This is a genomic window from Lysinibacillus sp. NPDC047702 (assembly GCF_050272555.1).
Classification (GTDB): domain Bacteria; phylum Bacillota; class Bacilli; order Bacillales_A; family Planococcaceae; genus Lysinibacillus.
The window spans coordinates 15,712-40,001 of sequence record NZ_JBNNMG010000050.1; the positions used below are offsets into that span (position 1 = coordinate 15,712).

Annotated in this window: 24 protein-coding genes, 1 other RNA gene and 1 other annotated feature (1 of these 26 running past the window's edge); of the genes, 24 read left to right on the forward strand and 1 reads right to left on the reverse strand. The window is 37.9% G+C overall.

Annotation, left to right across the window (positions count from 1 at the left end):
* Positions 1 to 40 (forward strand) — a binding site (T-box leader) (it extends 203 nt beyond the left edge of the window).
* A 206-nt stretch (positions 41 to 246) separates the two neighbouring features.
* The 20 genes from hisS to ACQKIM_RS20085 all read left to right on the forward strand — a co-directional run bounded on the left by hisS (position 247) and on the right by ACQKIM_RS20085 (position 18,715).
* Positions 247 to 1,512: a histidine--tRNA ligase gene (gene hisS / locus ACQKIM_RS19990; RefSeq protein ID WP_427547357.1), complete on the forward strand. Its 1,266-nt coding sequence runs from the start codon at positions 247 to 249 to the stop codon at positions 1,510 to 1,512.
* A 198-nt stretch (positions 1,513 to 1,710) separates the two neighbouring features.
* Complete coding sequence (gene aspS, locus ACQKIM_RS19995) at positions 1,711 to 3,480, forward strand: aspartate--tRNA ligase (protein ID WP_427547360.1); 1,770 nt, start codon at positions 1,711 to 1,713, stop codon at positions 3,478 to 3,480.
* 139 nt (positions 3,481 to 3,619) lie between these two features.
* Positions 3,620 to 3,820, forward strand: a non-coding RNA gene (gene ssrS / locus ACQKIM_RS20000) — 6S RNA.
* A gap of 233 nt (positions 3,821 to 4,053) precedes the next feature.
* Positions 4,054 to 5,211: an N-acetylglucosamine-6-phosphate deacetylase gene (nagA, locus tag ACQKIM_RS20005; protein ID WP_427547363.1), complete on the forward strand. Its 1,158-nt coding sequence runs from the start codon at positions 4,054 to 4,056 to the stop codon at positions 5,209 to 5,211.
* Positions 5,212 to 5,242: 31 nt separating this feature from the next.
* On the forward strand, positions 5,243 to 5,965 hold the full coding sequence (locus ACQKIM_RS20010) for a GntR family transcriptional regulator (protein ID WP_353051160.1): 723 nt from the start codon (positions 5,243 to 5,245) through the stop codon (positions 5,963 to 5,965).
* Positions 5,966 to 5,969: 4 nt separating this feature from the next.
* Positions 5,970 to 6,689 (forward strand): sugar isomerase domain-containing protein, encoded by a 720-nt coding sequence (locus ACQKIM_RS20015; RefSeq protein WP_427547424.1) that lies wholly within the window; start codon positions 5,970 to 5,972, stop codon positions 6,687 to 6,689.
* An 18-nt stretch (positions 6,690 to 6,707) separates the two neighbouring features.
* Positions 6,708 to 6,977 (forward strand): HPr family phosphocarrier protein, encoded by a 270-nt coding sequence (locus tag ACQKIM_RS20020; RefSeq protein ID WP_427547366.1) that lies wholly within the window; start codon positions 6,708 to 6,710, stop codon positions 6,975 to 6,977.
* The gene (ptsP, locus tag ACQKIM_RS20025) at positions 6,971 to 8,683 is read left to right on the forward strand and encodes a phosphoenolpyruvate--protein phosphotransferase (RefSeq protein ID WP_427547369.1); all 1,713 of its coding nucleotides are present in this window, start codon (positions 6,971 to 6,973) and stop codon (positions 8,681 to 8,683) included. The genes ACQKIM_RS20020 and ptsP overlap by 7 nt, the downstream gene beginning before the upstream one ends.
* A 41-nt stretch (positions 8,684 to 8,724) precedes the next feature.
* Positions 8,725 to 9,900: a GNAT family N-acetyltransferase gene (locus ACQKIM_RS20030; RefSeq protein ID WP_427547372.1), complete on the forward strand. Its 1,176-nt coding sequence runs from the start codon at positions 8,725 to 8,727 to the stop codon at positions 9,898 to 9,900.
* A 261-nt stretch (positions 9,901 to 10,161) separates the two neighbouring features.
* Entirely contained in the window at positions 10,162 to 10,473 is a 312-nt protein-coding gene (locus ACQKIM_RS20035; RefSeq protein WP_427547375.1) for a PTS sugar transporter subunit IIB, read from the forward strand.
* A 13-nt stretch (positions 10,474 to 10,486) separates the two neighbouring features.
* Positions 10,487 to 10,807, forward strand: coding sequence for a PTS lactose/cellobiose transporter subunit IIA (locus ACQKIM_RS20040; protein WP_427547378.1), 321 nt, complete (start codon positions 10,487 to 10,489; stop codon positions 10,805 to 10,807).
* A gap of 45 nt (positions 10,808 to 10,852) precedes the next feature.
* The gene (locus tag ACQKIM_RS20045; RefSeq protein WP_427547381.1) at positions 10,853 to 12,181 is read left to right on the forward strand and encodes a PTS sugar transporter subunit IIC; all 1,329 of its coding nucleotides are present in this window, start codon (positions 10,853 to 10,855) and stop codon (positions 12,179 to 12,181) included.
* 25 nt (positions 12,182 to 12,206) lie between these two features.
* The gene (locus ACQKIM_RS20050; RefSeq protein WP_427547384.1) at positions 12,207 to 13,289 is read left to right on the forward strand and encodes a DUF871 domain-containing protein; all 1,083 of its coding nucleotides are present in this window, start codon (positions 12,207 to 12,209) and stop codon (positions 13,287 to 13,289) included.
* A gap of 65 nt (positions 13,290 to 13,354) precedes the next feature.
* Positions 13,355 to 14,323: an N-acetylglucosamine kinase gene (locus tag ACQKIM_RS20055; protein WP_427547387.1), complete on the forward strand. Its 969-nt coding sequence runs from the start codon at positions 13,355 to 13,357 to the stop codon at positions 14,321 to 14,323.
* A 359-nt stretch (positions 14,324 to 14,682) separates the two neighbouring features.
* Positions 14,683 to 15,444 carry a tRNA threonylcarbamoyladenosine dehydratase gene (locus ACQKIM_RS20060; RefSeq protein ID WP_427547390.1) on the forward strand — a complete coding sequence of 254 codons (762 nt, stop codon included), beginning with the start codon at positions 14,683 to 14,685 and terminating at the stop codon, positions 15,442 to 15,444.
* Between the two features lie 152 nt (positions 15,445 to 15,596).
* Positions 15,597 to 15,983, forward strand: coding sequence for a hypothetical protein (locus ACQKIM_RS20065; protein WP_427547393.1), 387 nt, complete (start codon positions 15,597 to 15,599; stop codon positions 15,981 to 15,983).
* Positions 15,984 to 16,197: 214 nt separating this feature from the next.
* Entirely contained in the window at positions 16,198 to 16,716 is a 519-nt protein-coding gene (locus ACQKIM_RS20070; RefSeq protein WP_427547395.1) for a hypothetical protein, read from the forward strand.
* A 450-nt stretch (positions 16,717 to 17,166) separates the two neighbouring features.
* Complete coding sequence (locus ACQKIM_RS20075) at positions 17,167 to 17,886, forward strand: hypothetical protein (protein ID WP_427547398.1); 720 nt, start codon at positions 17,167 to 17,169, stop codon at positions 17,884 to 17,886.
* A gap of 186 nt (positions 17,887 to 18,072) precedes the next feature.
* On the forward strand, positions 18,073 to 18,414 hold the full coding sequence (locus tag ACQKIM_RS20080) for a hypothetical protein (RefSeq protein ID WP_427547401.1): 342 nt from the start codon (positions 18,073 to 18,075) through the stop codon (positions 18,412 to 18,414).
* Positions 18,404 to 18,715, forward strand: coding sequence for a hypothetical protein (locus tag ACQKIM_RS20085; RefSeq protein ID WP_427547404.1), 312 nt, complete (start codon positions 18,404 to 18,406; stop codon positions 18,713 to 18,715). The genes ACQKIM_RS20080 and ACQKIM_RS20085 overlap by 11 nt, the downstream gene beginning before the upstream one ends.
* A 274-nt stretch (positions 18,716 to 18,989) precedes the next feature.
* Here the strand turns inward: ACQKIM_RS20085 and ACQKIM_RS20090 are convergent, their stop codons facing one another.
* Positions 18,990 to 20,279 carry a replication-associated recombination protein A gene (locus ACQKIM_RS20090; protein WP_427547407.1) on the reverse strand — a complete coding sequence of 430 codons (1,290 nt, stop codon included), beginning with the start codon at positions 20,277 to 20,279 and terminating at the stop codon, positions 18,990 to 18,992.
* Between the two features lie 186 nt (positions 20,280 to 20,465).
* On the opposite strand from ACQKIM_RS20090, the gene cymR reads away from it, so the two are divergent.
* From cymR to ACQKIM_RS20110, 4 genes are all read left to right on the forward strand, one after another.
* Positions 20,466 to 20,885, forward strand: a complete 420-nt coding sequence (gene cymR / locus ACQKIM_RS20095; RefSeq protein WP_427547410.1) for a cysteine metabolism transcriptional regulator CymR — start codon at positions 20,466 to 20,468, stop codon at positions 20,883 to 20,885.
* 83 nt (positions 20,886 to 20,968) lie between these two features.
* Positions 20,969 to 22,117, forward strand: coding sequence for a cysteine desulfurase family protein (locus ACQKIM_RS20100; protein WP_427547413.1), 1,149 nt, complete (start codon positions 20,969 to 20,971; stop codon positions 22,115 to 22,117).
* 135 nt (positions 22,118 to 22,252) lie between these two features.
* Entirely contained in the window at positions 22,253 to 23,377 is a 1,125-nt protein-coding gene (mnmA, locus tag ACQKIM_RS20105) for a tRNA 2-thiouridine(34) synthase MnmA (RefSeq protein WP_427547416.1), read from the forward strand.
* A 68-nt stretch (positions 23,378 to 23,445) separates the two neighbouring features.
* Positions 23,446 to 24,105 carry a tetratricopeptide repeat protein gene (locus ACQKIM_RS20110; protein ID WP_427547418.1) on the forward strand — a complete coding sequence of 220 codons (660 nt, stop codon included), beginning with the start codon at positions 23,446 to 23,448 and terminating at the stop codon, positions 24,103 to 24,105.
* The last annotated feature ends 185 nt before the right edge of the window (positions 24,106 to 24,290 follow it).

The window sequence follows — 24,290 nt, forward strand, 5'->3', positions numbered from 1 at the left end:
GGGTGGAACCGCGGAAGCTTCTATAGCTCTCGTCCCTTGCAATATGCAAGGAGACGGGAGCTTTTTTGTTTCTAAAAAATTGGGGTCCGCTCAATTGGGGGAGAGTCTCTCAAAAGCGAATCGACTCAATTTGAGAGAAGAGTCGCTTAAAAGGGGGAGAATCTGCTCACCTAAGAGAAAGAACTTCGTTTAAACGAGCAGGTACTCAAAAATCTTTCATAAGCAATCAATAGAGGAGGTAGTTATATGAGTTTTAAGGTACCACGTGGGACGCAGGATATATTGCCGGGGCAATCAGAGAAATGGCAAAAAGTCGAAGCGATTATTCGAGATATTTGTCATGTTTATCGTTATAACGAAATCCGTACACCTATTTTTGAGCAAACAGATTTATTTGCACGTGGTGTTGGTGAAACAACTGATGTTGTACAAAAAGAAATGTATACCTTTGAGGATCGTGGTGGGCGTTCATTAACGCTACGTCCTGAAAACACAGCTGGTGTAGTTCGAGCCTATGTTGAGCATAAAATGTTCGGTGCTCCTGATCAGCCAGTTAAGCTATCCTATATAGGACCTATGTTCCGTTATGAGCGTCAGCAAGCTGGACGTTATCGTCAATTTGTTCAATTTGGAGTGGAGGCAATTGGTTCAGCTGATCCAGCTATTGATGCTGAAGTGATTGCACTAGCCATGGATGTTTATGAATCAGCAGGCTTAAAGGATTTAAAATTAGTCATCAATTCACTTGGCGATAAAGTTACACGCGATACACATCGTACGGCACTGCTCCAGCATTTTGAACCACATATTCATGAATTTTGTACAGATTGTCAAAATCGATTACAAAAAAATCCATTGCGCATCCTAGACTGTAAAGTGGACCGTGAGCATCCATTAATGAATTCTGCACCAGCATTAACGGATTTCCTAACTGAGGAATCAGCAGCCTATTTCGCTCAAGTTAAAACGTATTTAGATATTTTAGGTATTTCATATGAGGTTGATCCAAATCTTGTGAGAGGTCTTGATTATTACAATCATACGACATTTGAAATTATGTCAACAGCTTCTGGCTTTGGCGCTATTACGACTCTTTGTGGTGGAGGGCGCTACAATGGACTAGTCGAAGAAATTGGTGGACCAGATGTACCGGGAATCGGTTTTGCATTAAGTATTGAGCGTCTTTTACTAGCTCTTGAAGCCGAGGGAGTTGAATTAGACACAGCATCAGGTCTTGATGTCTATATGATTGCAATGGGTGATGAAGCGAAGCTAAAAGCAGTAGAATTAACAAGTACCTTCCGCGCCAAGGGCATTGCCACTGAGATGGATTATTTGGATCGCAAAATGAAGGCACAAATGAAATCCGCTGACCGTTTAGGTGCAAAATATACGATTGTTCTAGGAGAAACAGAGCTTGAAGAGCAAGTGGCTGCTGTTAAACATATGGAATCAGGCGAACAACAAAAAGTCGCTTTCTCAGAATTAGTAAATTACCTATTAAAACAATAAATGAACACAAGCATCATCATATTGCCAAGATCGGAATTGATAGACAAAGGCATTATCTGTCCAATTACTGATGAATCATACTTTTCATTTTGGACAGATAATGTTTAACAAAAAACGAAGATTCCTTGGCAGCAATTCACTACTTAGTAGGAAATGTATACTACATAAGTAAATAAATCATTTGGAGGAATTGTTAAAATGGCTACAAGAACACATGCTAGTAACGAATTATCAGAAGTGTTACAAGGCGAAAAAGTCGTATTAAAAGGTTGGGTACAACGCCGCCGTGACCTAGGTGGTTTAATTTTTATTGATCTACGTGATCGTACTGGCATCACACAGGTTGTTTTTAGTCCTGATGTTGCTGAGGCACATGCTTTAGCAGATAAAGTACGTAGTGAATATGTTATTGAAGTGGAAGGGACAGTTATCCTTCGAGCAGAAGATCAAATTAATCCAAATGTGCCAAATGGAAAAATTGAGGTAGAGGCATCGAAATTAATTGTAATTAATACAGCAAAAACACCGCCATTCCAAATCGAAGACCGTACGGATGTTTCTGAAGATCTACGTTTAAAATACCGCTATTTAGACCTTCGTCGTCCAGTTATGTATGATACATTCAAGCTGCGTTCAGATGTAACACGTACAATTCGTAATTTCTTACAAAACGAAGATTTCCTAGAAGTGGAGACACCAATTTTAACAAAATCTTCTCCAGAGGGAGCTCGTGACTATTTAGTACCCTCACGTGTCCATGAAGGTGAATTTTATGCATTGCCGCAATCACCACAGTTATTTAAACAATTATTAATGGTGGCAGGCTTTGAGAAATACTTCCAAATTGCACGCTGCTTCCGTGATGAAGATCTACGAGCTGACCGTCAGCCAGAGTTTACACAGGTCGATATTGAAACAAGCTTTTTAACACAAGAAGAAATTTTAGAAATGAATGAACGCTTAATCCAAGCTGTTATGAAGGAAGTTAAAGGTATTGATATTCCTGCTCCGTTCCAACGCATGAAATATCAAGAGGCAATGGACCGTTACGGCTCAGATAAACCTGACGTACGTTTTGGCTTAGAGCTTGTTGCTTTAAATGATATTTTTGATGGCTGTGGTTTTAAAGTATTTGCTGATACAGTAGCACAAGGAAAACAAGTAAAAAGTATTAATATTAAAGGTGCTGCAGATAGATACTCTCGTAAAGATATGGATGAATTAACAAAATTCGTTGGTATTTATGGAGCAAAAGGTCTTGCTTGGTTAAAGGTAACAGAGGAAGGCTTAAATGGTCCGATTGCGAAATTCTTTGATGAAGCATTAGCAAGTGCATTAATAGAGCGTATGAAAGCAGAAGTTGGAGATATTCTAGTATTTGTTGCTGATCAAGCATCTGTAGTAGCTGCTTCTCTTGGTGCGCTTCGTACGAAATTAGGCCATGACTTAGACTTGATTGATGAATCTCAATTTGCTTTCCTATGGATTACAGATTGGCCACTATTGGAATACTCTGAGGAAGATGGTCGCTACAAAGCAGCACATCACCCGTTTACACGTCCATTTGATGAGGATATTCCATTAATGGAAACTGATCCTTCTGCTGTACGTGCACAAGCCTACGATATCGTATTAAATGGCTATGAGCTTGGTGGAGGCTCACTTCGTATTTATGAGCGTGAGTTACAGGAAAAAATGTTCGCATTACTTGGTTTCTCAGAAGAGGAAGCAAAAGCTCAATTTGGCTACCTATTAGAAGCATTTGAATACGGTGTGCCACCACATGCAGGTCTAGCATTTGGTCTTGACCGCTTCGTCATGATACTAGCAGGTCGCAACAATTTACGTGACACAATTGCATTCCCGAAAACAGCAAGTGCTAGTTGCCTATTAACAAATGCACCAAGTGCTGTTTCTTCAGAACAATTGGATGAGTTAAATTTAGCGATTAAAGCATTTAAAAGATAAATAGTACTTCTAAATACCTGGATTCTCTAGCAAAAAATGTTGGGAATCTAGGTATTTTTTGCGTTTTCGCAGTAATTTATATTTTAATTGAAAAAATCGTTTGAATTATCTGAAATATGATGTTATGATAGCTGTAATACGAATCCTGATGTGTTTGTTTATCTGCTGATTCTACCTAACAGTTTTGACCGAACATTATAGAATTGGGAGCCTTCATTTTGTAGTCGCAAACATGCCCTAACAAGGAGCGGGACGTTTAAAACTGCAAAGCGGGCACCCCCCTGCGAATTGCGGGTTCAAAACGAATGTTTCTTGGCATTACGGCACAATCGGGATTCGTCAATACATAATGAAACAAAAGGAGCATGTATTGCTCTTTTTTTTATTGCTCAAAAAAGCGAAAAGGCTAGTGAATCATCAAGTTTTAAAGGAAAATTTAGAAAATATGAAAAAATTACTTTTTATTTTTGTGAAAGCGGCATATAATTGGTATAGACAACTATACCAAGATAGATTGGTATAGTTGTTTGCTTCAACAATGCTCCTTCATAAGGGAATAAAGGGGGTGACTCATTGAAGGGGACACTATTAATTTCAAATGTTACGATTGTCAATCACGATAAGATGCCATTTAAGGGCAATTTGCTGATTGACAATAAAAAGATCATAAAAATAAGTCATGCATTATCCGATAGCGCTCAGCATTATATTGATGGCAAAGATAAAAATTGGTTCTTGCTTCCTGGCTATATTGATATGCATATTCATGGTTCTGCCGGTCACGATACAATGGATGCAACCCCATCTGCCTTACATCAAATAGCTCGTTCTTTAGTAAAAGAGGGTGTAACAGGATTTCTTGCTACTACAATGACACAATCAATAGAAGCAATTGAAAGCGCTTTAGCCAATATTGCAATTTTTGAAAATAGTGAGGATGAAGCAGGCTTATTAGGAGTCCATTTAGAGGGACCATACGTTTCCAAAAAAAGGGCAGGTGCTCAGCCAGTAGAATACATTATACTACCCTCCATCGAGCAATTTGCAGCATGGCAAAAAATAAGTAACCAACGCATCAAACAAATAACGATTGCCCCTGAGGTAGAGGGAGGCTTTGCCTTTCTTGAATCGTTAAAGAACTCACAGGTAATACCTTCTATAGGACATTCTGATGCAACCATTGAGGATGTGGAGAGGGCAGTTGTCCTTGGTGTAAGGCAGGCTACACATTTATATAATCAAATGCGTCCTTTTCATCATCGCAATCCAGGTGTCGTAGGAGGCGTGTTAGTAGAGGATGCGGTGAAGGTTGAAATCATTGCAGATTTTGTGCATAGTCATCCTCAGGCTGTCAAGCTGGCGTATCGGACTAAGGGAGCTCAAGGAATAATTTTAATTACCGATGCAATGCGAGCGAAAGGCTTACAGTACGGTAATTTTGATTTAGGTGGTCAAACCGTTCATGTTTCTAAGGAAGGGGCACATTTGACTAATGGAGCCTTAGCTGGCAGCGTGTTAACGATGGAACAAGCAGTGAAAAATATGAAAGCGATCACAAATTGCTCCTGGCAGGAAATTGTTGCAATGTCCTCTACAAATGCTGCTAAGCAATTACAGCTTACAACAAAGGGGCGTATCGCAGAAGGCTTTGATGCAGATTTTGTATTACTTGATGAAAAATTAAATGTGCAAAAAACTATTTGTCAAGGTAAAGTTGTATTTGAGAAATGAAAGTAAAGAGGCGATAAGGATGGTGCAAGACTTGTTAGATAAAAATTCTCATATACCTATCTATATACAAATAGAAGAGATTATTAAACAACGCATTTATTTAGAAGAATACAAGATTGGAGAAAACATTCCTTCTGAACGTGAGCTTTCGACGCAATTTGATGTCAGTAGAATGACTGTTCGTCAATCTATTACAAACTTAGTGAATAGTGGCTTACTGTATCGTGAAAAAGGAAGAGGCACCTATGTAGCTAATCCGAAATTGGAGCAGCCATTAAAGGGATTAACGAGTTTCACAGAAGACATGCGGGCTAGAGGGATGGAACCAAGCAGTAGGGTTCTACGCTTTGAAAAAATTGTACCTCCAGTCGATGTGGCAGGAGATTTAATGTTAGAGCCTGGCGAAGAGGTATTCTTTGTAGTGCGAATTCGTAATGCGGATTCTAAGCCAATGGCAATCGAAAGAACATACATTCCAGTAAAAGTGTATCCCGAGTTAGATGAAAAGAAAATTATGGGGTCATTGTATGCTTTGATTGAAGCAAAATTCCATCAAAAAATTGGTAATGCTATTCAACAAATGGAGGCAGCTATTGTAACAAAAGAGGATAGTAAATTTTTGCAAATTAATCATACAGCACCTGTCTTAATTATTAAACGTACAAGTTATTTATCAGATGGGGTTCCGTTTGAGCTTGTGCGCAGTACTTATCGAGCTGATCGATACAAATTCATTAGTGAAATTAAAAGGTGATACTATGTATGCATACTTTCAAGAAATACAAAGGTTAATGCAAACCGTACAAGAGCAAGAACATGCTCGTATAACTGAAGCTGCGCAGTTGATTGTACAACGGCTTCAACGTGGCGGGATTGTGCAATTATTTGGTTGTGGTCATTCTCAGCTTTTAGCACAGGATGCATTTTATCGTGCGGGTGGTCTTGTGCCTGTACGTCCGATTATTATTGAACCTTTAACATTACATGCAGGTGCTATAACATCATCCAAAAATGAAAAGGATCCGACGATTATAGATCAGTATAAGGAGCAATTTGACTTTTATGAAAATGATGTATGTATCGTCATCTCCACTTCAGGACGAAATTCTGCACCTATTGATGCAGCAATTCTAGCGAAACAATCAGGGATACTCGTTATGTCACTGCAATCTCTTAAATACCATGATCAGCCCTCGCGTCATCCAAGTGGAAAACGCTTAGAGGAAATAGTGGATATTATGATGAACACACATACACCAATAGGCGATGGTGTACTAAACTACAATGAAATTCAATTTGCACCCGCTTCCACAGTGATTGGGTCATTTATTTTAAATGCATTATTTAGTGAAGTGATAAAGAATATGGCAAGCGAAGGAAGTGTATTACCAGTTTTTGAAAGCAATAATGTTGAATCCAATCGGTCTCATAATGAGGCTTTGATGGCTAACTATCAACATCGGATTAACTTTAATTGAAAAACGGAGGGGATATCGATGAAAAAGATGTATAAAATAACAGCGCCAGAGGGACTACATGCTAGACCTGCAGCATTACTTGTAACTGCTGTTACACCATTTGAATGTGATGTTGCCTTAACGTATAAGGAAAAATCGGTAAATTTAAAATCAATTATGGGTGTTATGGCTCAGGGAGTAGCTTCAGGAGGAATTGTAGAAATTTCAGCAGAGGGGCCTGATGCAGAGAAGCTTTTTCAAACGGTTACAGAAGTATTCATTTCTAAAGGAATTGGTGAGGAATGCTAGAAATACAGGGAATAGCTGTGTCTGACGGCATCAGCTTTGCAAAGGCATATTGTTTAAAGGATTCCGATTTATCGTTTGAAAAAGTAACTGTTTTGGATGTACAAGAAGAACTAGAACGATTTAATGCTGCTTTGGGGAAAGCAAAAAAGGAGCTTCAAGAAATTTATGAAATGGCTCAGGGCAAATTTGGTGCAGACAAGGCAGCAATTTTTACAGCACATTTATTAGTGTTAGAAGATCCAGAAATGATTGCCGCCATTGAGTCGAAAATTCTAGCAGGTGTGAATGCAGAGTCTGCCTTAGATGAAGTGGCGAATATGTATATCGAGATGTTTGAGGGAATAGACAATATTTATATGCAGGAGCGAGTGGCAGATATCAGAGATGTCTCTAAACGAATATTAGGGCATTTACTAGGCATTGAAATGGTAGATATTAATCGTTTAAACTCTGATGTTATCATTGTTGCGGCAGATTTAACACCCTCTATGACTGCAATGCTAGATACGAAATATGTAAAGGGATTTATAACGGATATTGGTGGCAAAACGTCACATTCTGCTATACTGGCACGAACATTAGAGATTCCAGCGGTGGTAGGAACAAAAAATGCTACACAAGTTATTCAACAAGGAGTTTCAATTATTTTAGACGGCACAAATGGCAAAATTATTGTGAACCCTACCTCAGAAATATCAAGCTTTTACAAGCAGCTGCAAACACAGCATATAGCAGCATATGAAGAGCTTCTCCAGTACCGTTCGTTGGCAAGCTTTAGCGCAGATGGATGCGCTGTGGAAATAGCCGGTAATATTGGCAAACCAGAGGATGTAGATGTAATCCTAAATGTCGGTGGTGATGGTATAGGTCTTTTTCGAACGGAATTTTTATATATGGGACGTCAGGAGCTACCTTCAGAGGAGGAGCAGTTTCAAGCCTATAAAAGTGTACTTGATAAAATGCAGGGAAAGCCAACCATTGTTCGGACCTTAGATATTGGCGGCGATAAGCATCTACCTTATTTAAAACTACCAACAGAAATGAACCCTTTTCTTGGCTATCGAGCGATTCGAATTAGCTTAACACAGCACGATATTTTTCGCGTACAGCTTCGTGCATTATTAAGGGCAGGTGCCTATGGTCATTTAAAGATAATGTTTCCAATGATTGCAACTTTAGATGAATTTCAAAGAGCTAAGGCAATTTTTTTGGAGGAACAGCAACATTTAAAAAATAATGGCTATTTAGTCGCTGAAAACGTAGAGCTTGGCATAATGATTGAAATCCCATCAGCAGCCATTATTGCTGACATTTTTGCTAAAGAAGTAGACTTTTTTTCGATTGGCACAAATGATTTAATTCAATACACATTAGCGGCAGATCGCATGAATGAAAATGTGTCTTATTTATACCAGCCATATCATCCGGCCGTTTTAAGATTAATTAAAAACGTTATTGATGCAGCCCATCGGCAAGATAAATGGGTAGGTATGTGTGGTGAAATGGCGGCAGATGAAATAGCCATACCGATTTTACTAGGACTGGGATTAAATGAGTTTTCAATGAGCGCCTCTTCTATTCTAAAAACGCGTGCGCATATTGCTAAGCTTTCAAAGCAGCAATTAATGCGACATATTGAGCGCATTTTATTACTCTCTACAGCGGATGAGGTGAAGGCGTATGTTCAAAGGCACTTAAGTCTGTGAATTTCGAGAATATTCAGTATTGAATGGGGGGTGATCTGTTTATGAATATAAAAATAATTCCACCAGAAGATTATTTTCAGGTACATCAACTAAGAGATTATTGTTTTCCTAATAAATATATAGGAGCACGTAGGGAGGATTTTCAATACTGGATTGAGCATAGTACAGCGATAGGGGCTTATGATGCACAGAAGATAGTCGGTCAGCTATTAATATTACCTCTTAATATAACTGTACATGGGAATAGTTATGCTATGGGAGGAATTGGCTTTGTAGCAACCTATCCAGAATATCGGCAGCAGGGGATTATTAAAAGGCTGATGACAGAGGCACTCTTGAAAATGAGAGAAAACGGGCAATCCGTATCTGTCTTAGCCCCATTTTCTGTTTCCTTTTATCGTTACTTTGGCTGGGAACTATTTTTTGAAAAACTACATTACTCCATTCCGCAAATGCTGTTTCCTACCTTTGGAAAACAACTAGACATTATTAAGCGAATGAGCTTTGAATGGAAAGATAATGACCTTTATCGTGAGATTAGAGATTTTCATAATGCACAGGCACTTATTCGTAATGGAAGTATGCTGCGGGATGATGCTTGGTGGCAAAGAATAGAGAGAAGGATGCCAGACAGTCATTTGGCAGCCTACTTTAAGTCTGATAAAGTGGCAGGCTATGTTCGTTATACCATACACAATGAGATATTTGAGATTCATGATTTTATAGTGGAGGATTTGCTGGCAGAACAAGCAATTTGGCGCTTTATCACATCACATTCTGCAAGTGTCAATAGCATTAAGGGAACTACCTCTAACAACGATTACTTTGGTTTTCATTTTAAAGAACCACAGTTTAAAAGAGAGGTTGTTCAGGATATCATGATTCGAATAGTAGATGTATTGTCTTTTATGCAGCAATATTCGTGGCAGGAAATTCAGGAGCCGTTGTATGTGCATATAGAAGATTCTTTCTGTGAATGGAATGGGCATATCTTCAAAATAAATAAAGATGGAAATGTTTCAATAGCAGAGACTAATTCAATCCCTGAGATGCATATGTTAGCATTACCAATCAATCTTTTTTCAGCCATGATGGTAGGATACCTTTCTGTAATGGAAGCGGTTAAATATGCCCATCAACAGCCAACAAAAGAGATTATTGAAAAATGGCAGCTTGCAATACCTACTGAGAAACCTGCCTTTTATGAGTATTTTTAATGGGTTCTACAGATAAAACACAAAATTTTTTTAAACTTTTTTCTGGACTATACCAGTTTGGAAAATCCTTTTATTTGCCTGAAACAGGGTTATAGCCCAATTTTTGAAACCCTTTTCTAATGAGGGAAATAGTGTAAAAAGTGTATTGTGGTATATACCAATTGATGCTATTCTCAACTTAAGTAAGCGATTTCAAGGAAAGATAACAACGATTTTTGCTAGCTAGAATGATCATATTAAAATTTAAAAGGAGTGCTGAAAATGAAAAATATTATGCTAGTTTGTGTAGCAGGAATGAGCACAAGTTTATTAGTGTCAAAGATGCAGAAAGCTGCACAGGATCAAAATATAGAGGCAGATATTTATGCAATTGCTGAGGGGGAAGTTGAAAAAGTATTAGCTACGAAAATGCCTGATGTGCTTTTATTAGGTCCCCAAGTACGTTACTTAAAGGGATCCTTTGAAAAAAAATTTAAGGATATGAATTTTGCGATTGATGTCATTAATATGGCTGACTACGGCATGATGAATGGTGAAAATGTCTTGAAGCAGGCATTAACGCTAATTGGTTAAGGGGGCAAAGTCGATGGAAGAAACTGCATTAATGGCATCCATAATGGGCTTGATTGTGCATAGTGGCAATACAAAAAGTGAATGCATGGAAGCCATTCAACTAGCAAAAAAGGGGCAGATTATTGAAGCAAAAGACAAAATAAAGCTTGCTAATGATGCTTTGATTGAAGCACATCATTCTCAAACAGCTTTATTGTCACAAGAGGCAAGGGGCGAAAAAGTAGAAGTATCCATGCTACTAATACATGCACAGGATCATTTAATGAATGCTATAACATTTCGTGATTTAGCTGTGGAAATGATAGAGCTATATGAACGAATCAAAGGGGAGTAGCATCGAATTTTGATGTCCAAATAAAGAATAAAGGGAGTGTGTGAAATGTTCCGTTTTTTAGAAGAAAAATTTGTGCCAGTTGCTGCTAGAGTAGGGAATCAACGTCATTTAGTTGCCATTCGTGATGGATTTATTACAATCATGCCATTGACAATTGTTGGATCACTTGCGGTTCTTGTTAATCATTTGCCTATCAAATTCTACCAAAATGCACTCGATGCTATCTGGAAGCATGAAACTTGGACACAGTGGGGCAGCAATGTTTGGGGAGCAACATTCGGAATTCTCTCTCTGTTATTAGCTTTTACAATTGCTTATAATCTTGCGAAAAGTTACGACAAGGATGGACTTTCTGCCGGTGTAATCAGCTTTTCAAGTTATTTGACGTTTGGTACATTTGGTGAAGGTGGATTAACAGGGTTAACGACAGGTACAGGTGGTATATTTATTGCCATTATTATTGCGTTGCTGTCAACTGAATTATTCTGTAAATTGACTGGCAATCCTAAGCTGTTAATAAAAATGCCAAATGGAGTACCGCCAGCTGTTTCAAAATCCTTCGCTGCATTATTACCTGCTATTATTACAATTGGTTTAATTGCTCTAGTTCGTACAATTATTTCGGCAGGCTTTGATATTCCTGATATTGTCGGTTCATTTTACTCAGCCGTTCAAGAGCCGTTTATGGGCTTAACAAATTCATGGATTGCGGCTTTACTTTTAGCATTCATTCCTACGTTTTTATGGACTTTAGGTGTTCATGGTGCTAACATCATCGAACCATTTATGCAAACAATTAATTTACCAGCGATTGAAGAAAATGTGAAGGCAATTTCAGCTGGGGAAGTAGCACCATATATCGTAAATAAACCATTCTTTGATGCCTTCATCAATATGGGGGGATCGGGTACAACAATAGCACTTATTATTGCTATTTTTCTTTTCGCTAGAAAGAATAAACAATATAATACCGTCGGAAGTTTGTCGGCGGCACCAGGGATTTTCAATATTAATGAACCATTACTTTTCGGTCTTCCAATCGTGTTAAATCCAGTGTTATTTGTACCGTTTATTTTGACGCCAATGGTTAACGTAACCATTGCTTTCTTTGCAACGAAGTGGGGCTTTGTGCCAGCAGCTACGGTTTCACCCCCATGGACAACGCCACCGATTATTAATGGATTCTTAGCAACTCAATCTTGGCAAGGAGCTGCCCTTAGTATTGTCTTAATTGTAGTCGCAGTATGTATTTATTTACCGTTCATTTCGATGGCAAACCGTATGGCAAAGCAAAATGAGCAGCGAGCTGCTGAAGCAGAGGCTCAAAGTAAACAGTCTGTAACACAATCAGATATTCAAAAAGTAGAAGTGTAATGACTGATTAACGGAGGTATTTGAATTGAGAAGATTAGGAATATCACTATATCCTCAGCATAGTACACTTGACCAAATGAAGCATTATGTGCAGCTTGCTCATGACAATGGCTTTGATCGAATATTTACTTGTCTGATGTCGTTAAATAACAATCAGGAGCGGCAAAAATTACAGAAAATGAATAAATTTGCGCAGCAGCTTGGCTTTGATATATCTGCTGATATTGCACCAGCAGTCTTCGAAGACTTAGGCTTAAGCTATAAGGATATCAGCTATTTTAAAGAACATTTTCATTTAGCGGCTTTACGCTTAGATATGGGGTTTTCTGGTCAAGAAGAAGCTTTTATGTCACTTGATGCAAGTAATATAAAGGTAGAATTAAATATTAGTAATGGTACTAAGTATGTAGAAAATATATTATCCTACCAACCAAATAAAGATAATATTATTGGCTGTCACAATTTTTATCCAAGACGTTTTACTGGTCTTTCTCGTCAGCATTTTTTAACAACCTCTAAACTATTTAAAATGAATCATATTCGCACAGCTGCTATGATTTCATCACAGCACGCAAAATATGGTCCTTGGGAGCAAACTGAGCATGGCTTGCCAACATTAGAAGAGCATCGGCATCTGCCAATTACTGTGCAAGCGAAGGATTTATGGCACACAGGATTAATTGATGATTGTATTATTGGGAATATGTATGCCTCGGAGGAAGAGCTTTATGCCTTAGGGCAATTAAATCGCCAAAAGCTTGAGCTCAAAGTTGTATCCTCTGCTGAAACATCTGTTTTAGAAGAAGCGGTTCTGTTTAAGGAGCCTCATTTTAACCGTGGAGATGTATCAGAATATGTGATTAGAAGTACACAATCTCGCGTTAAATATAAAAATGGTGACTTTCCTGCACATGATACAAATCCATTGAAACTGGGTGATGTAACCATTGATAATAATCTGGATATTCGTTATAAGGGGGAACTGCAAATTGTGTTGAAAGAAATACCAAATGCTGGTTCAACAAATATAGTAGCCAGAGTTGTCAAGGAAGAACAATTTTTACTAGCACATATTCAGCCATGGGAATCATTTGGCTTTACGAGATGATAGTGAAAAGGGAAAGGGATTGAGAGATCAATCCTTTTTTCTTTATGAGGAAAGGGGTAAAAATTATGTATGTTTTAGCGATAGATGGTGGAGGCACAAAAACATCTGCGGTCCTGTGTGATGAACATGGAAATATTTATGCCAAAGTAGTGACTACTCGCAGTAATCCGACAGCAATGGATCTTCATTATTTTGAGTCAACAATTCATACTATCATGCAAAACTTACAACAGCAGAACCCTCAAGTATTTTCGGCTGTACATAGTTGTTTTGCTGGTATGGCTGGAGTAAAGGAGCTTCAGGCAGAGAGAACTGTAGAGGAAATATTACGGCAATATGTTTCAAAAACTGCAATTATTTCTATTGACAATGATGCAATAATTGCCCTTTATGCTGGAACGCTTGGTCAGGCGGGCATTGTTCAAATAGCAGGGACTGGCGCCATAACAATGGGCTACGATCAACAGCAAAATTTTCAACGTGTGGGAGGCTGGGGGTATCTTTTTGATGATGAGGGTAGTGGATATGATATAGGTATCCAAGCGTTAAAGGCGATTTTTCAAGGCTATGATGGCAGAGGAAGAGCAACTGCTTTAACAGATGCAGTATTGCATTATTTTGCTATAGCTAATGTACCACAATTAATAGAATGTATTTATGGAGAAGAGCATCCACGTACAGTTGTTGCACCATTGAGCAAATATGTTGTTGCGATGGCTAATCATGGTGATGAAGTTGCCCATAAAATTTTAGAAGATGCTTGCCAAAAGTACTATAGCGCGATTAAAGCCTGTTATAAACAAATGATTTGGGGAAAAGAGCATGTGCCTGTTGTCTTAGCAGGGGGAGTTTTTAATAATGAAGATTATTTTCTACCTAAGTTGCAGCAGCTCGCAATTGCTGATGACCTTCCATTGCAATTTATAAAACCGCTGCTACCACCAATTGGGGGAGCAGTCATTGCAGCTTTTAAAGAAATGAATATTCAGCCTGGTACCGATTTTATAGAAAATTTTCAAAAGAAAGATGAATAACTAGAAAATTAATCGTGTAAAACTAGGGGCAATTGAAAGGTATTTCCTTCAATTGCCCCTTATAAGTGTTGAATATTTTTTAGTTATAATTTTCACTTGAAGAATAACATGATAAAATGTAATATAGATTTGATTTTATCTTAGTATTTAACTAGGTTTACTAATAAAGTGTGGATCTCACCCCACTGATAGAGCAAAAGGTAAAGCCTTCATATCCTACTGCCTTCAACGAATAGGGCTTTTATGGACAGTGAATCACCCTTTACTTAAAGATTTGTATCTGACATTGCGAATTCGGTACAGATTAATTACTGCATATGTATATTGATAAAAAATTATAACAGACGGAGAGTGTAAGAATGTTACATCAATTTTCACGTAACGAGCTCGCGATAGGAACAGAGGGTCTCGAAAAATTAAAAAATACAACGGTTGCCATACTTGGAGTAGGTGGCGTTGGGTCATTTGCAGCTGAGGCATGTGCACGAAGTGGAATAGGACGCATTATTTTAGTGGACAAGGATAATGTTGATATCACGAATGTAAATCGCCAATTAGTTGCTTATCTTTCGACAGTAGGTAAATCGAAATCAGGTGTTATGAAAGAGCGAATTGTAGATATTAATCCACAATGTGAAGTAATTGATATGCATATGTTTTACACAGAAGAAACATATGAAGAATTTTTCGCACAAGGCATTGATTATGTGATTGATGCAAGTGATACAGTAATGTATAAAATTCATATAATGAAGGAATGCTTAAAGCGTAATATTCCTATTATTTCAAGTATGGGTGCAGCAAATAAAATGGACCCTACTCGCTTCCAAATTGCAGATATTTCAAAAACACATACAGATCCGCTAGCAAAGATTATTCGTACAAAATTACGCAAGGAAGGTATTCATAAAGGAATAACAGTGGTATTCTCCGATGAAAGTCCGATTGTAGTTCGACCAGATGTCGTTGAGCATGTTGGGAAGCCTGATGCAGCTATTCGCAAAGCAAAAATGCCCCCATCTTCAAATGCGTTTGTACCTTCTGTCGCAGGTTTAATTGCAGCGAGCTGGGTAGTGAATACAATCTTAAAAGATGTAAAAATCACTCGTGTGCAGGGATAATGCTAGATAATAGTAACTTTCTCCTCATGATGTAAGCAAAAAAGAACAAAATTGAACCATTTGATAGAAGTAGCTGTCTCAATTGACTTTGGAGGCAGTTACTTTTTCTGTGTTACAATAGGAACGTTGTAAAAAAAAGGAGGCGGTTAATAGTGGAACAAATCTACCAAATGGAATACAGAGGTTTAAATTTGTTCGATGAAATCAGTTCGGTGGAACTTGCTATTGATGAACAAGGGCAAACAATACATATTTTTGATACTGGACAGGTTGTGAGCCCTATTTTTAATTTTGATGTTTCTGCTTATGAGCTATCAGAGGGTTTTTACAAAATGGCAGATATACTTCGCCATAAGCGTATATTGACAAATTATCAACAGGATAGTGAATGGACGCTAAGTGAATGGCTCATAACAAACAACGCTTATTTTTATAGTCCAAAACAAAGAATAAAAAAATATGTCCAGGGAAGCATTATAGAAATTGTTGATCGTACGAAGGAGCAATTTTTATTTGAGGAATATGTACAAAGGATTTAATTCTATCAAAATAGATCATCTTACGTACACAAAAATGCTATTAATTCACGAATTTGTCTTATTTTCTTCATGTCCACACTTCTTGATTTGGTTTATTGCTATAATTTGAATAATTCCAATTGATAATAGATCGATTTGTTTGGAATGTACAGGACTGCTTAGGGGAGTAGGAATGGCGTTTAGAAAACAAATGAGAACATGGGAGAGTGGTAAAATGGAAATTCAAGTAATTCGTGATCATTTAGATATTGTAAAACTTCAAGAAAAGATGGATGCTATTGTATTTGACTATTTGGATACGTCTAATAATTATCCAAAAGCTATGAGAGAACTAAATCCTTTATATATACAGGTCACTACATTTTATAAAGAGTATGTTGCTAATAGGGCAGGTGAAATACCAGATGCCAATACATACTGGCATTTGTTTATAGATTGTAGTGCAAAATTATGCTATTTTTTAGCCGCATCAACCTATTATTCTTCCAATGCGTTACAAAAAACGCCAGAGAAAGTCGAGCAATTATTAACTATCGCTGCCTATTCACTACCTAGTATCGAACAGGAGGAGAACGGACAATTACTATTTGCCATTTTCGCTCTTTATAGTGAAGTTGTAAATGATGACGAGAAAGCGGATTCATTAAAAAATACAGTGCTTGATCAAAAAGGTTCGGTTAAACAATGTCTGCAGCATTTTAAACAATTTGTTGATAAAGAAATAGCGGAATAATTCTTTTATTACTTTTCAGAAAATAGAATACTCAACTAGAATCTGCTTACTTTCTGTGGTTAAGCCTTCTTACAAGTTTTGTGGTGTAAGGGGTGTATTTTTCCGAGGAAGTTTAGCGGATTTTTTTATAGAATTTACTTGATTCAGCCGATTTTTATTGTGCGAAAGCGAAGCGACAGCAACAGATCTTTATTGTGCGAAAGCGAAGCGACAGCAACACACACGACTTAGTGACCAACATCCCGTTGGCCCAAAGCCCCTGGTAGATGACAAGGATTTTGAGAAGGAACTTTTTGAGCGGGCTCGAAAAAATCTGGACGCAATTACGCTGGGGTGTAATTGGTTGCTACTTTAGTAAAAAAGGACTTTTTACTTAAAAGGTATTTATAGATCTTTGTCGAAATATAGTTGGAAAATAGGAAATTTATATGTTAGAAAGGGGGACTTTGAATGTTTATCAATGGTACAGAAATAGATTTGACGAACTTAGAAAAACCATTGCTATTGGTAAATGAGGATGAAGAGCTTTTGTTTCAACGGTTGATTCAGCCTACACTTGAATATGAGCTTATTCAATGTCAATTAGCGCTGTCCACAAGAAAATCGATCTCCCTTGTAAAGGATTTTTGGTTGGCTTTGTACAAGGGGCGAGAAAAATTATATATCAACAGCGGGCATGCAATGTTATACCCAATTCGTCTAATATTATTTGAGCTTGTGACACAGGCAGAACATTTTAAACGTTTGGCGAAAAAATCGTTAGGTGATGAATGCCTCTCTCTTATCTATGCTGTTGTCCTTTTACAATTTACCTTACAATGGCTGAAGGATAGATTTCAAAATAACAATGAAGTGTATGAAGCAATGAAATTATTATACAGAGCGACTGATGACTATTTAGATGAGGAGCAAGTTCCAATATCAAGGGAACATTTGATTGCCCAAGCAATTGCAGTGAAGGCAATTCGTTATGAGGTAAAGGAAAACGCCCAAGAGTTTGCGAGCTTACTTTATCAAACCTATAATTTTCTAAACCATTTACATGATAAAGTAAAGGAAAAAGAGGGGGATGAAACAAATTCTCTACCATCAATGAGGGATGTGGCAGATATTTTGAACTTATTTTATAGTGAGCGTTACACAACGGATAATCCCAGCTTTACAGGATGATTGCTTAAGCAGTCTGTCCTGTTTTTTTATGGAATATAAATGAATTAAAGCATTATTTTCTGAAATTTCTTTAAAATTATTTCTTTGATATATTATATATTCTATCATTACTTATCATTTTAACCTGTTTTTAAGTGGAGGGGTAATTTGATGTAAGGATATATTACATGAAATGGAGTGATAAATGTGAGTAAATTTAACTTGAATTCCGTAAAGGCGAATGTCCAATTATGGTGGAATTATCAATTAAATAAAAAGACAATACAAATGAAGGAAGAAATGTTTGAAGGTATTGCAAAAACACGAGTGGATTTACTAAAAAATTGGACATATGATCGCTGGGTATCACTTGAAAATAGGGCGCAGATCATTGCTCAAACAGAGCATCGATTCCTAGAATCCTTTTTACAAGAATCCAAGGAGAAAAGTACATATTTTACTGAATTATTTTTAATAGATTCAACACTAAAGGGCTTTGCTTCTAGTTATTCTCGGCATGCAGGTAAGATATATTCAGATGATAAGTAAGGCTATTCAACAAGTTATAGCAACAAAAGAGCCTTTATTATTTGGACCATTTATTGACCCTCTAACAGAGCACATAGGTGCCAAATCCTCTAAATTTCATGATGCGGTTACATTGTTATTTTTACAACCAGTTTTAGAGAAACAACAGTTACATAGTGTGCTAGTTGCTCGTGTACCAAATGATGTACTAGGTGATTTAATCCAACGTGAAGCGGGCCATATTTATCCGCAATCAGAGGATAATTATTTGTTTATGGCGCGTTCAGAAGCCCTTCTGAGTGCATTCGCATCAATATATTAATATTCTTCAAAAATCGTTCTGTTGTCATTATTTCCCTCCAAGAATTTAGAAACTTTCTCTTTTAATCAATTTCGCCTTGGCGTAATTGCGTACGGATTTTGAATTGGAATAATACCGATTGATGTGCACACGCCGTTATGGCTATGGTCTCAGGCTGGATTTCCTGCTTTGAAAGATTCTTAAAGATATGGAGATGTTAAAAGGACAATACATATTAGTGATATAACATATATTGTCCTTTTTTGAAATGCCTGATTTTCTGCGGATTATGAAATTATTTTTGTTCCTTATGGAAAGATTTAAGCTTTTCGTAGATGCCTGCCATTCGTTTTTCTTCACCAGCAATAACAGGCGTATAAAATTCAACACCAACAAGCTCGTCGGGTAAATACTGTTGATCAACCCAACCACCGAAAGTACCAATTGGGGTGTTATGTGGATATTGATAGCCCACATGTCCTAAATCTTTTGCTCCCTCGTAATGAGCATCACGTAAATGATGTGGAATATCACCTGTTTTTCCTTCGTGGATGCTAGCAATGGCAGCATCAATAGCTACAATAGCGGAATTGGATTTTGATGCTAGGCACATTTCGATCACAGCACTAGCAAGGGGGATACGAGCCTCAGGTAAGCCTAAACGCTCTGCTGCTTGAACGGCGGCAAGCATATGTGCACCGACATCTGGCTGTGCTAGTCCTATATCCTCATAAGCCATGACAAGTAAACGTCTGCTGACAGCGACTAGATCACCAGTTTCTAGTAAATGTGCTAAATAATATAGTGCGGCATTGGTATCACTACCTCGCACAGATTTTTGTAATGCAGATAGCAAATTGTAAAAATGAGATCCTTTTTTGTCACCATATACACCGATTCTTCCGATAAGATGTTTGATAATATGATCTGCCGCAATGGTTTGACCGTCTACCTCATCACTTGCATAATAAATGGATTCAAGCAATGTTAGTGCCTTGCGTGCATCTCCGTTAGCAGCACCGGCAATTTGTTCAATTTGTCCATCTGTTAAGATGAAATGCTGTTTGCCTAATCCGTGTTTTTCATCAGCGAGTGCCTTTTTCACAAGCTCCATCAGATTTTCCTGCGTTAGCCGTTTTAGTTGATAGATTTCTCCACAGCGAGAGCGAATCGCTGGATTGACATCATGATATGGATTCTCAGTAGTTGCTCCAATAAGTACAATGGAGCCATTTTCAACATGTGGTAGCAAAGTATCCTGCTGTAATTTATTAAAGCGATGAATTTCATCCAAAAAAAGTAATACTTTCCCTGAGATTCTTGCTTCCTGTACAATATCCTCAACGTCTTTTTTACCAGCACGTGTAGCATTCAGTGCAAAGAAGGGGAGTTTTGAGCTTCCAGCTATTGCATTCGCAATCGACGTTTTGCCAATACCAGGCTCACCGTATAAGAGCATAGAAGGAACATGCTCATTTTGAATCATTTTATAAAGAGCGGTAGTAGGACCAATAAACTCTTGATGACCGACAATTTCATCAAGACTTAATGGTCGCATGCGGTAAGCAAGTGGTTCGTTATGCATTAAAAATACCCCCTTTAAACGTAATGTATATGAGCTGAAATAAAGCGTCAACGTATTTTGTCAATCTGAATTAATGCACAATTATTAGTATATCATAACTATTCAAGAGTATTTCCGAGTTCTTCAAGAGGAGATTATGATATACTGTTGGTAGTATTTTTGACTAGACTAATTGAGGGTGATAAAATGAAAATTTCAACTAAAGGCCGTTATGGGCTAACGATTATGATTGAATTAGCAAAGCATTATGGAGAAGGTCCTATACCGTTACGTAAAATTGCCGCAGAAAAGGATTTATCGGAGGCATACTTAGAGCAATTAGTATCCCCGCTACGTAATTCAGGCTTAGTAAAGAGTGTGCGTGGTGCCTATGGTGGTTATATGCTAGCGAATCAACCAAGTGAGATTTCAGCAGCAAATGTAATTAGTGTTTTAGAGGGACCTATCCAGCCGGTTGAAGGAATTGAAAATGAGGAAGCACCTCAGCGAGAGCTATGGCTTCGCATTCGCGATGCTGTGAAAAATGTGCTGGATACAACTACTATTGAGGATTTAGCACAATATACTGAGGAAAATGTAGTGGAAGGCTATATGTTCTATATTTAATTAAGTTTAGGCTAAAGCATCATTATTCTTATTTGGTAGGGATACTGGTGCTTTAGCGCTTTTCGTACAAAGGAGTTTTCAACATGAATTCATATATTTATCTCGATCATGCGGCAACAGCACCTATGAATGATAAGGTCATCCATGCTATGACTGTTGCAATGCAGGATGTTTATGGAAATGCATCGAGTATTCATGGAGCAGGTCGAGAGGCACGAAAATATTTAGATGATGCACGTGAAGTATTAGCCAAATCAATTGGTGCTCAGCCTGGAGAAATTATATTAACAAGTGGTGGCACTGAGGCGGATAATACAGCAATACTGGGAACTGTTTATGCTCGAGCTAGTGAAGGGAAACATATTATTACTACACAAATTGAACATCATGCGGTGCTACACACATGTGAAAAGCTTGAGCGAGATGGCTTTGACGTAACCTATTTACCAGTTGATGAAATGGGACGTGTTTCTGTAGAAGATGTGCGGAATGCATTACGTGAGGATACAATTTTAGTTACGATTATGTATGGGAATAATGAGGTCGGAACAATTCAACCGATTGCTGAAATTGGTAAACTGTTACTAGAACATAAGGCCACTTTCCATACAGATGCAGTGCAGGCATACGGTTTAGAGACATTAAGTGTTGCTGATTTACATGTGGATTTACTAAGTGTTTCTGCGCATAAAATAAACGGTCCTAAAGGAATTGGCTTCCTTTACCAAAAAACGGGAACTCAGCTTGCTAGCTATGCTCTAGGTGGTCAACAGGAGAAAAAACGTCGTGCGGGTACTGAAAATGTACCTGCAATTATTGGTTTTGCGACAGCTGTTCAAATTGCAAATGACTTGCGTGAAGAGAAGCGAGCACTGTACAATCGCTTTAAGCAAATTATGCTTGATATTTTTACGCAAGAAAAGCTGACATACCATGTAAATGGAGATGTAGAAAATATACTTCCACATCTTTTAAATGTAAGTTTCACTGGTATGGAAGTAGAGTCATTCCTTGTAAATCTTGATATGGCAGGTATTTGTGTGTCAAGTGGCTCTGCTTGTACTGCGGGTTCCATTGACCCATCTCATGTTTTAGTTGCAATGTTTGGACAAGGAGCAGAAGAGTTACGTAACTCAATTCGTTTTAGCTTTGGGCAAGGTTTAACGGAAGAAGATATACGATATGCCGCTGAAAAAACAGCAGCTGTTGTGAAAAGGCTTGCGAAAAAATAAAGTATATAACGCTTAACTTATTTTATCTTCATTCAGCAGAAACTCCCGCCTTTACAGGTGGAGCAATTCAAAATCTGGACGCAATTACGCCAAGGCGAAATTGATGAAATTTCAAGAAAAGAAAAGGTGACCACAATGAAAGAAACACGTGACCCCTCACAAATTCGTGTTGTTGTCGGCATGTCAGGCGGGGTAGATTCTTCGGTTGCAGCATATTTGCTGAAACAACAGGGGTATGAGGTAATCGGGATATTTATGAAAAACTGGGATGACACAGACGAAAATGGCGTTTGTACAGCTACTGAAGATTATGATGATGTTATTAAAGTATGTAACCAAATTGGAATTCCGTACTATGCAGTCAACTTTGAAAAGCAATATTGGGATAAGGTTTTCACATACTTTTTAGAGGAATATAAAGCAGGACGAACACCAAACCCTGATGTAATGTGCAATAAGGAAATAAAGTTCAAAGCCTTTTTAGAGCATGCGATGGATTTAGGGGCTGATTATTTAGCGACAGGACATTATGCTAGAATCGATCGTAGTGATGATGGTGAAGTAAAAATGCTCCGTGGAATAGATGATAATAAGGATCAAACATATTTCCTAAACCAACTATCTCAGGAGCAATTATCACATGTTATGTTTCCAATTGGTGATATTGAGAAAAAAGAGGTTCGAAAAATTGCAGAAGAAGCTGGTTTAGCGACGGCTAAGAAAAAAGATTCAACAGGAATCTGCTTTATTGGAGAACGTAATTTCAAAGAATTTTTAAGTCAATATTTACCAGCTCAACCTGGTAAAATGGAGACAATGGATGGCATTGTCATGGGGCAGCATGATGGATTAATGTACTATACACTAGGTCAACGACATGGTCTTGGGATTGGTGGAGACGGAGAACCTTGGTTTGTGCTTGGGAAAGATTTGGAGCGCAATGTATTACTTGTTGGTCAAGGCTTTGACAACGAGTATTCATACTCTACATCATTAACTGCTGTAAAAATGAACTATACTTCGACAAAAAAATTGCCTGGGAAATTTTCATGCACAGCAAAATTCCGTTATCGTCAAACAGATACACCAGTAGAAGTAGAAATTTTAGAAGATGGACGTACCCAAATTACATTTGATGAGCCAGTACGTGCAATTACACCTGGACAAGCTGTTGTTTTATATGATGGTGAAGAATGCTTAGGCGGCGGCACAATCGATGAGGTTTTTAAAAATAACGAAATACTAACATATGTTGGATAATTAGTGAAAAGACTGCTGTGATTGCTTTATATGAGCAGTCTTTCGCTATGTAGAGGTGAACGTAAATTATGGATTTTAACGAAAAGGGCATTTTAGCCTTTCAAGAAAAGCGCTATGAAGATGCTGCACAACTTTTTACACAAGCAATTGAAGCAGAACCACAAAATGCAATTGGCTATGTCAACTTTGGAAATCTTTTAGCAGTTTTAGAGGATACTGAGCGTGCAGAGAGATTCTTTCAAAAAGCCATCACTGTAGATGAAACGGCAGCAACTGCTTACTATGGCTTGGCTAATTTATACTATAATGTTGAACGCTATGCAGAAGCCGTAAAACTATATGAGCAAGCGCTAAAGCATAAAATAGAAGGCGCAGATGTGTATTATATGATAGGTAAATGCTTTGAGCGTATGGAGAATTCGAGACTGGCACTGCCATATTTACAACGTGCTAGTGAGCTTGCGCCAGAGGATACACAAATTCGTCTTGCCTATGCAATCATACTGTGTGCACTTGAAATGTTTGCAGAAGGGAAGAAGGAATTGGATCAATTAATTGAACAGGATTGGAATAATGCTGATGCACACTATAATTTAGGTGTACTTTATGCTGTGTCCACAGAACAAACAGAAGAGGCAATGTATCATCTAAAACAAGCCTTTACCCTACAACCTGACTATGACCAAGCACGTTATATTTATGATATGATTGCGCAACGCTTTAACTAATATAGAAGTAGCAAGTGTCATTTCATGAACTTGCTGCTCATAGTGTTGAAAAACTAATTGGTCAAGGGACTCTTTGTGAATACTACTAATTCAAATGAAGGTGATTTCCGTTCCAGGCTACTCGCTTTCCAGTGGGCGAGCGACGAGCCGCTTCCTGCGCTGACGCTCCGTGCAGGGTCTCGTCT

Excerpts from the sequence above, each read along its gene's own strand:
- ACQKIM_RS20085 (WP_427547404.1), top strand. The coding sequence starts at position 18,404 with ATGATAAGTAAGGCTATTCAACAAGTTATAGCAACAAAAGAGCCTTTA.
- ACQKIM_RS20020 (WP_427547366.1), top strand. The coding sequence starts at position 6,708 with ATGAAAAAGATGTATAAAATAACAGCGCCAGAGGGACTACATGCTAGA.
- ACQKIM_RS20100 (WP_427547413.1), top strand. The coding sequence starts at position 20,969 with ATGAATTCATATATTTATCTCGATCATGCGGCAACAGCACCTATGAAT.
- mnmA (WP_427547416.1), top strand. The coding sequence starts at position 22,253 with ATGAAAGAAACACGTGACCCCTCACAAATTCGTGTTGTTGTCGGCATG.
- hisS (WP_427547357.1), top strand. The coding sequence starts at position 247 with ATGAGTTTTAAGGTACCACGTGGGACGCAGGATATATTGCCGGGGCAA.
- ACQKIM_RS20030 (WP_427547372.1), top strand. The coding sequence starts at position 8,725 with ATGAATATAAAAATAATTCCACCAGAAGATTATTTTCAGGTACATCAA.
- ACQKIM_RS20045 (WP_427547381.1), top strand. The coding sequence starts at position 10,853 with ATGTTCCGTTTTTTAGAAGAAAAATTTGTGCCAGTTGCTGCTAGAGTA.
- ACQKIM_RS20060 (WP_427547390.1), top strand. The coding sequence starts at position 14,683 with ATGTTACATCAATTTTCACGTAACGAGCTCGCGATAGGAACAGAGGGT.
- aspS (WP_427547360.1), top strand. The coding sequence starts at position 1,711 with ATGGCTACAAGAACACATGCTAGTAACGAATTATCAGAAGTGTTACAA.
- ACQKIM_RS20035 (WP_427547375.1), top strand. The coding sequence starts at position 10,162 with ATGAAAAATATTATGCTAGTTTGTGTAGCAGGAATGAGCACAAGTTTA.
- ACQKIM_RS20015 (WP_427547424.1), top strand. The coding sequence starts at position 5,970 with ATGTATGCATACTTTCAAGAAATACAAAGGTTAATGCAAACCGTACAA.
- ACQKIM_RS20055 (WP_427547387.1), top strand. The coding sequence starts at position 13,355 with ATGTATGTTTTAGCGATAGATGGTGGAGGCACAAAAACATCTGCGGTC.
- ACQKIM_RS20040 (WP_427547378.1), top strand. The coding sequence starts at position 10,487 with ATGGAAGAAACTGCATTAATGGCATCCATAATGGGCTTGATTGTGCAT.
- ACQKIM_RS20090 (WP_427547407.1), bottom strand. The coding sequence starts at position 20,279 with ATGCATAACGAACCACTTGCTTACCGCATGCGACCATTAAGTCTTGAT.
- ACQKIM_RS20075 (WP_427547398.1), top strand. The coding sequence starts at position 17,167 with ATGTTTATCAATGGTACAGAAATAGATTTGACGAACTTAGAAAAACCA.
- ACQKIM_RS20070 (WP_427547395.1), top strand. The coding sequence starts at position 16,198 with ATGGAAATTCAAGTAATTCGTGATCATTTAGATATTGTAAAACTTCAA.
- cymR (WP_427547410.1), top strand. The coding sequence starts at position 20,466 with ATGAAAATTTCAACTAAAGGCCGTTATGGGCTAACGATTATGATTGAA.
- ACQKIM_RS20110 (WP_427547418.1), top strand. The coding sequence starts at position 23,446 with ATGGATTTTAACGAAAAGGGCATTTTAGCCTTTCAAGAAAAGCGCTAT.
- ptsP (WP_427547369.1), top strand. The coding sequence starts at position 6,971 with ATGCTAGAAATACAGGGAATAGCTGTGTCTGACGGCATCAGCTTTGCA.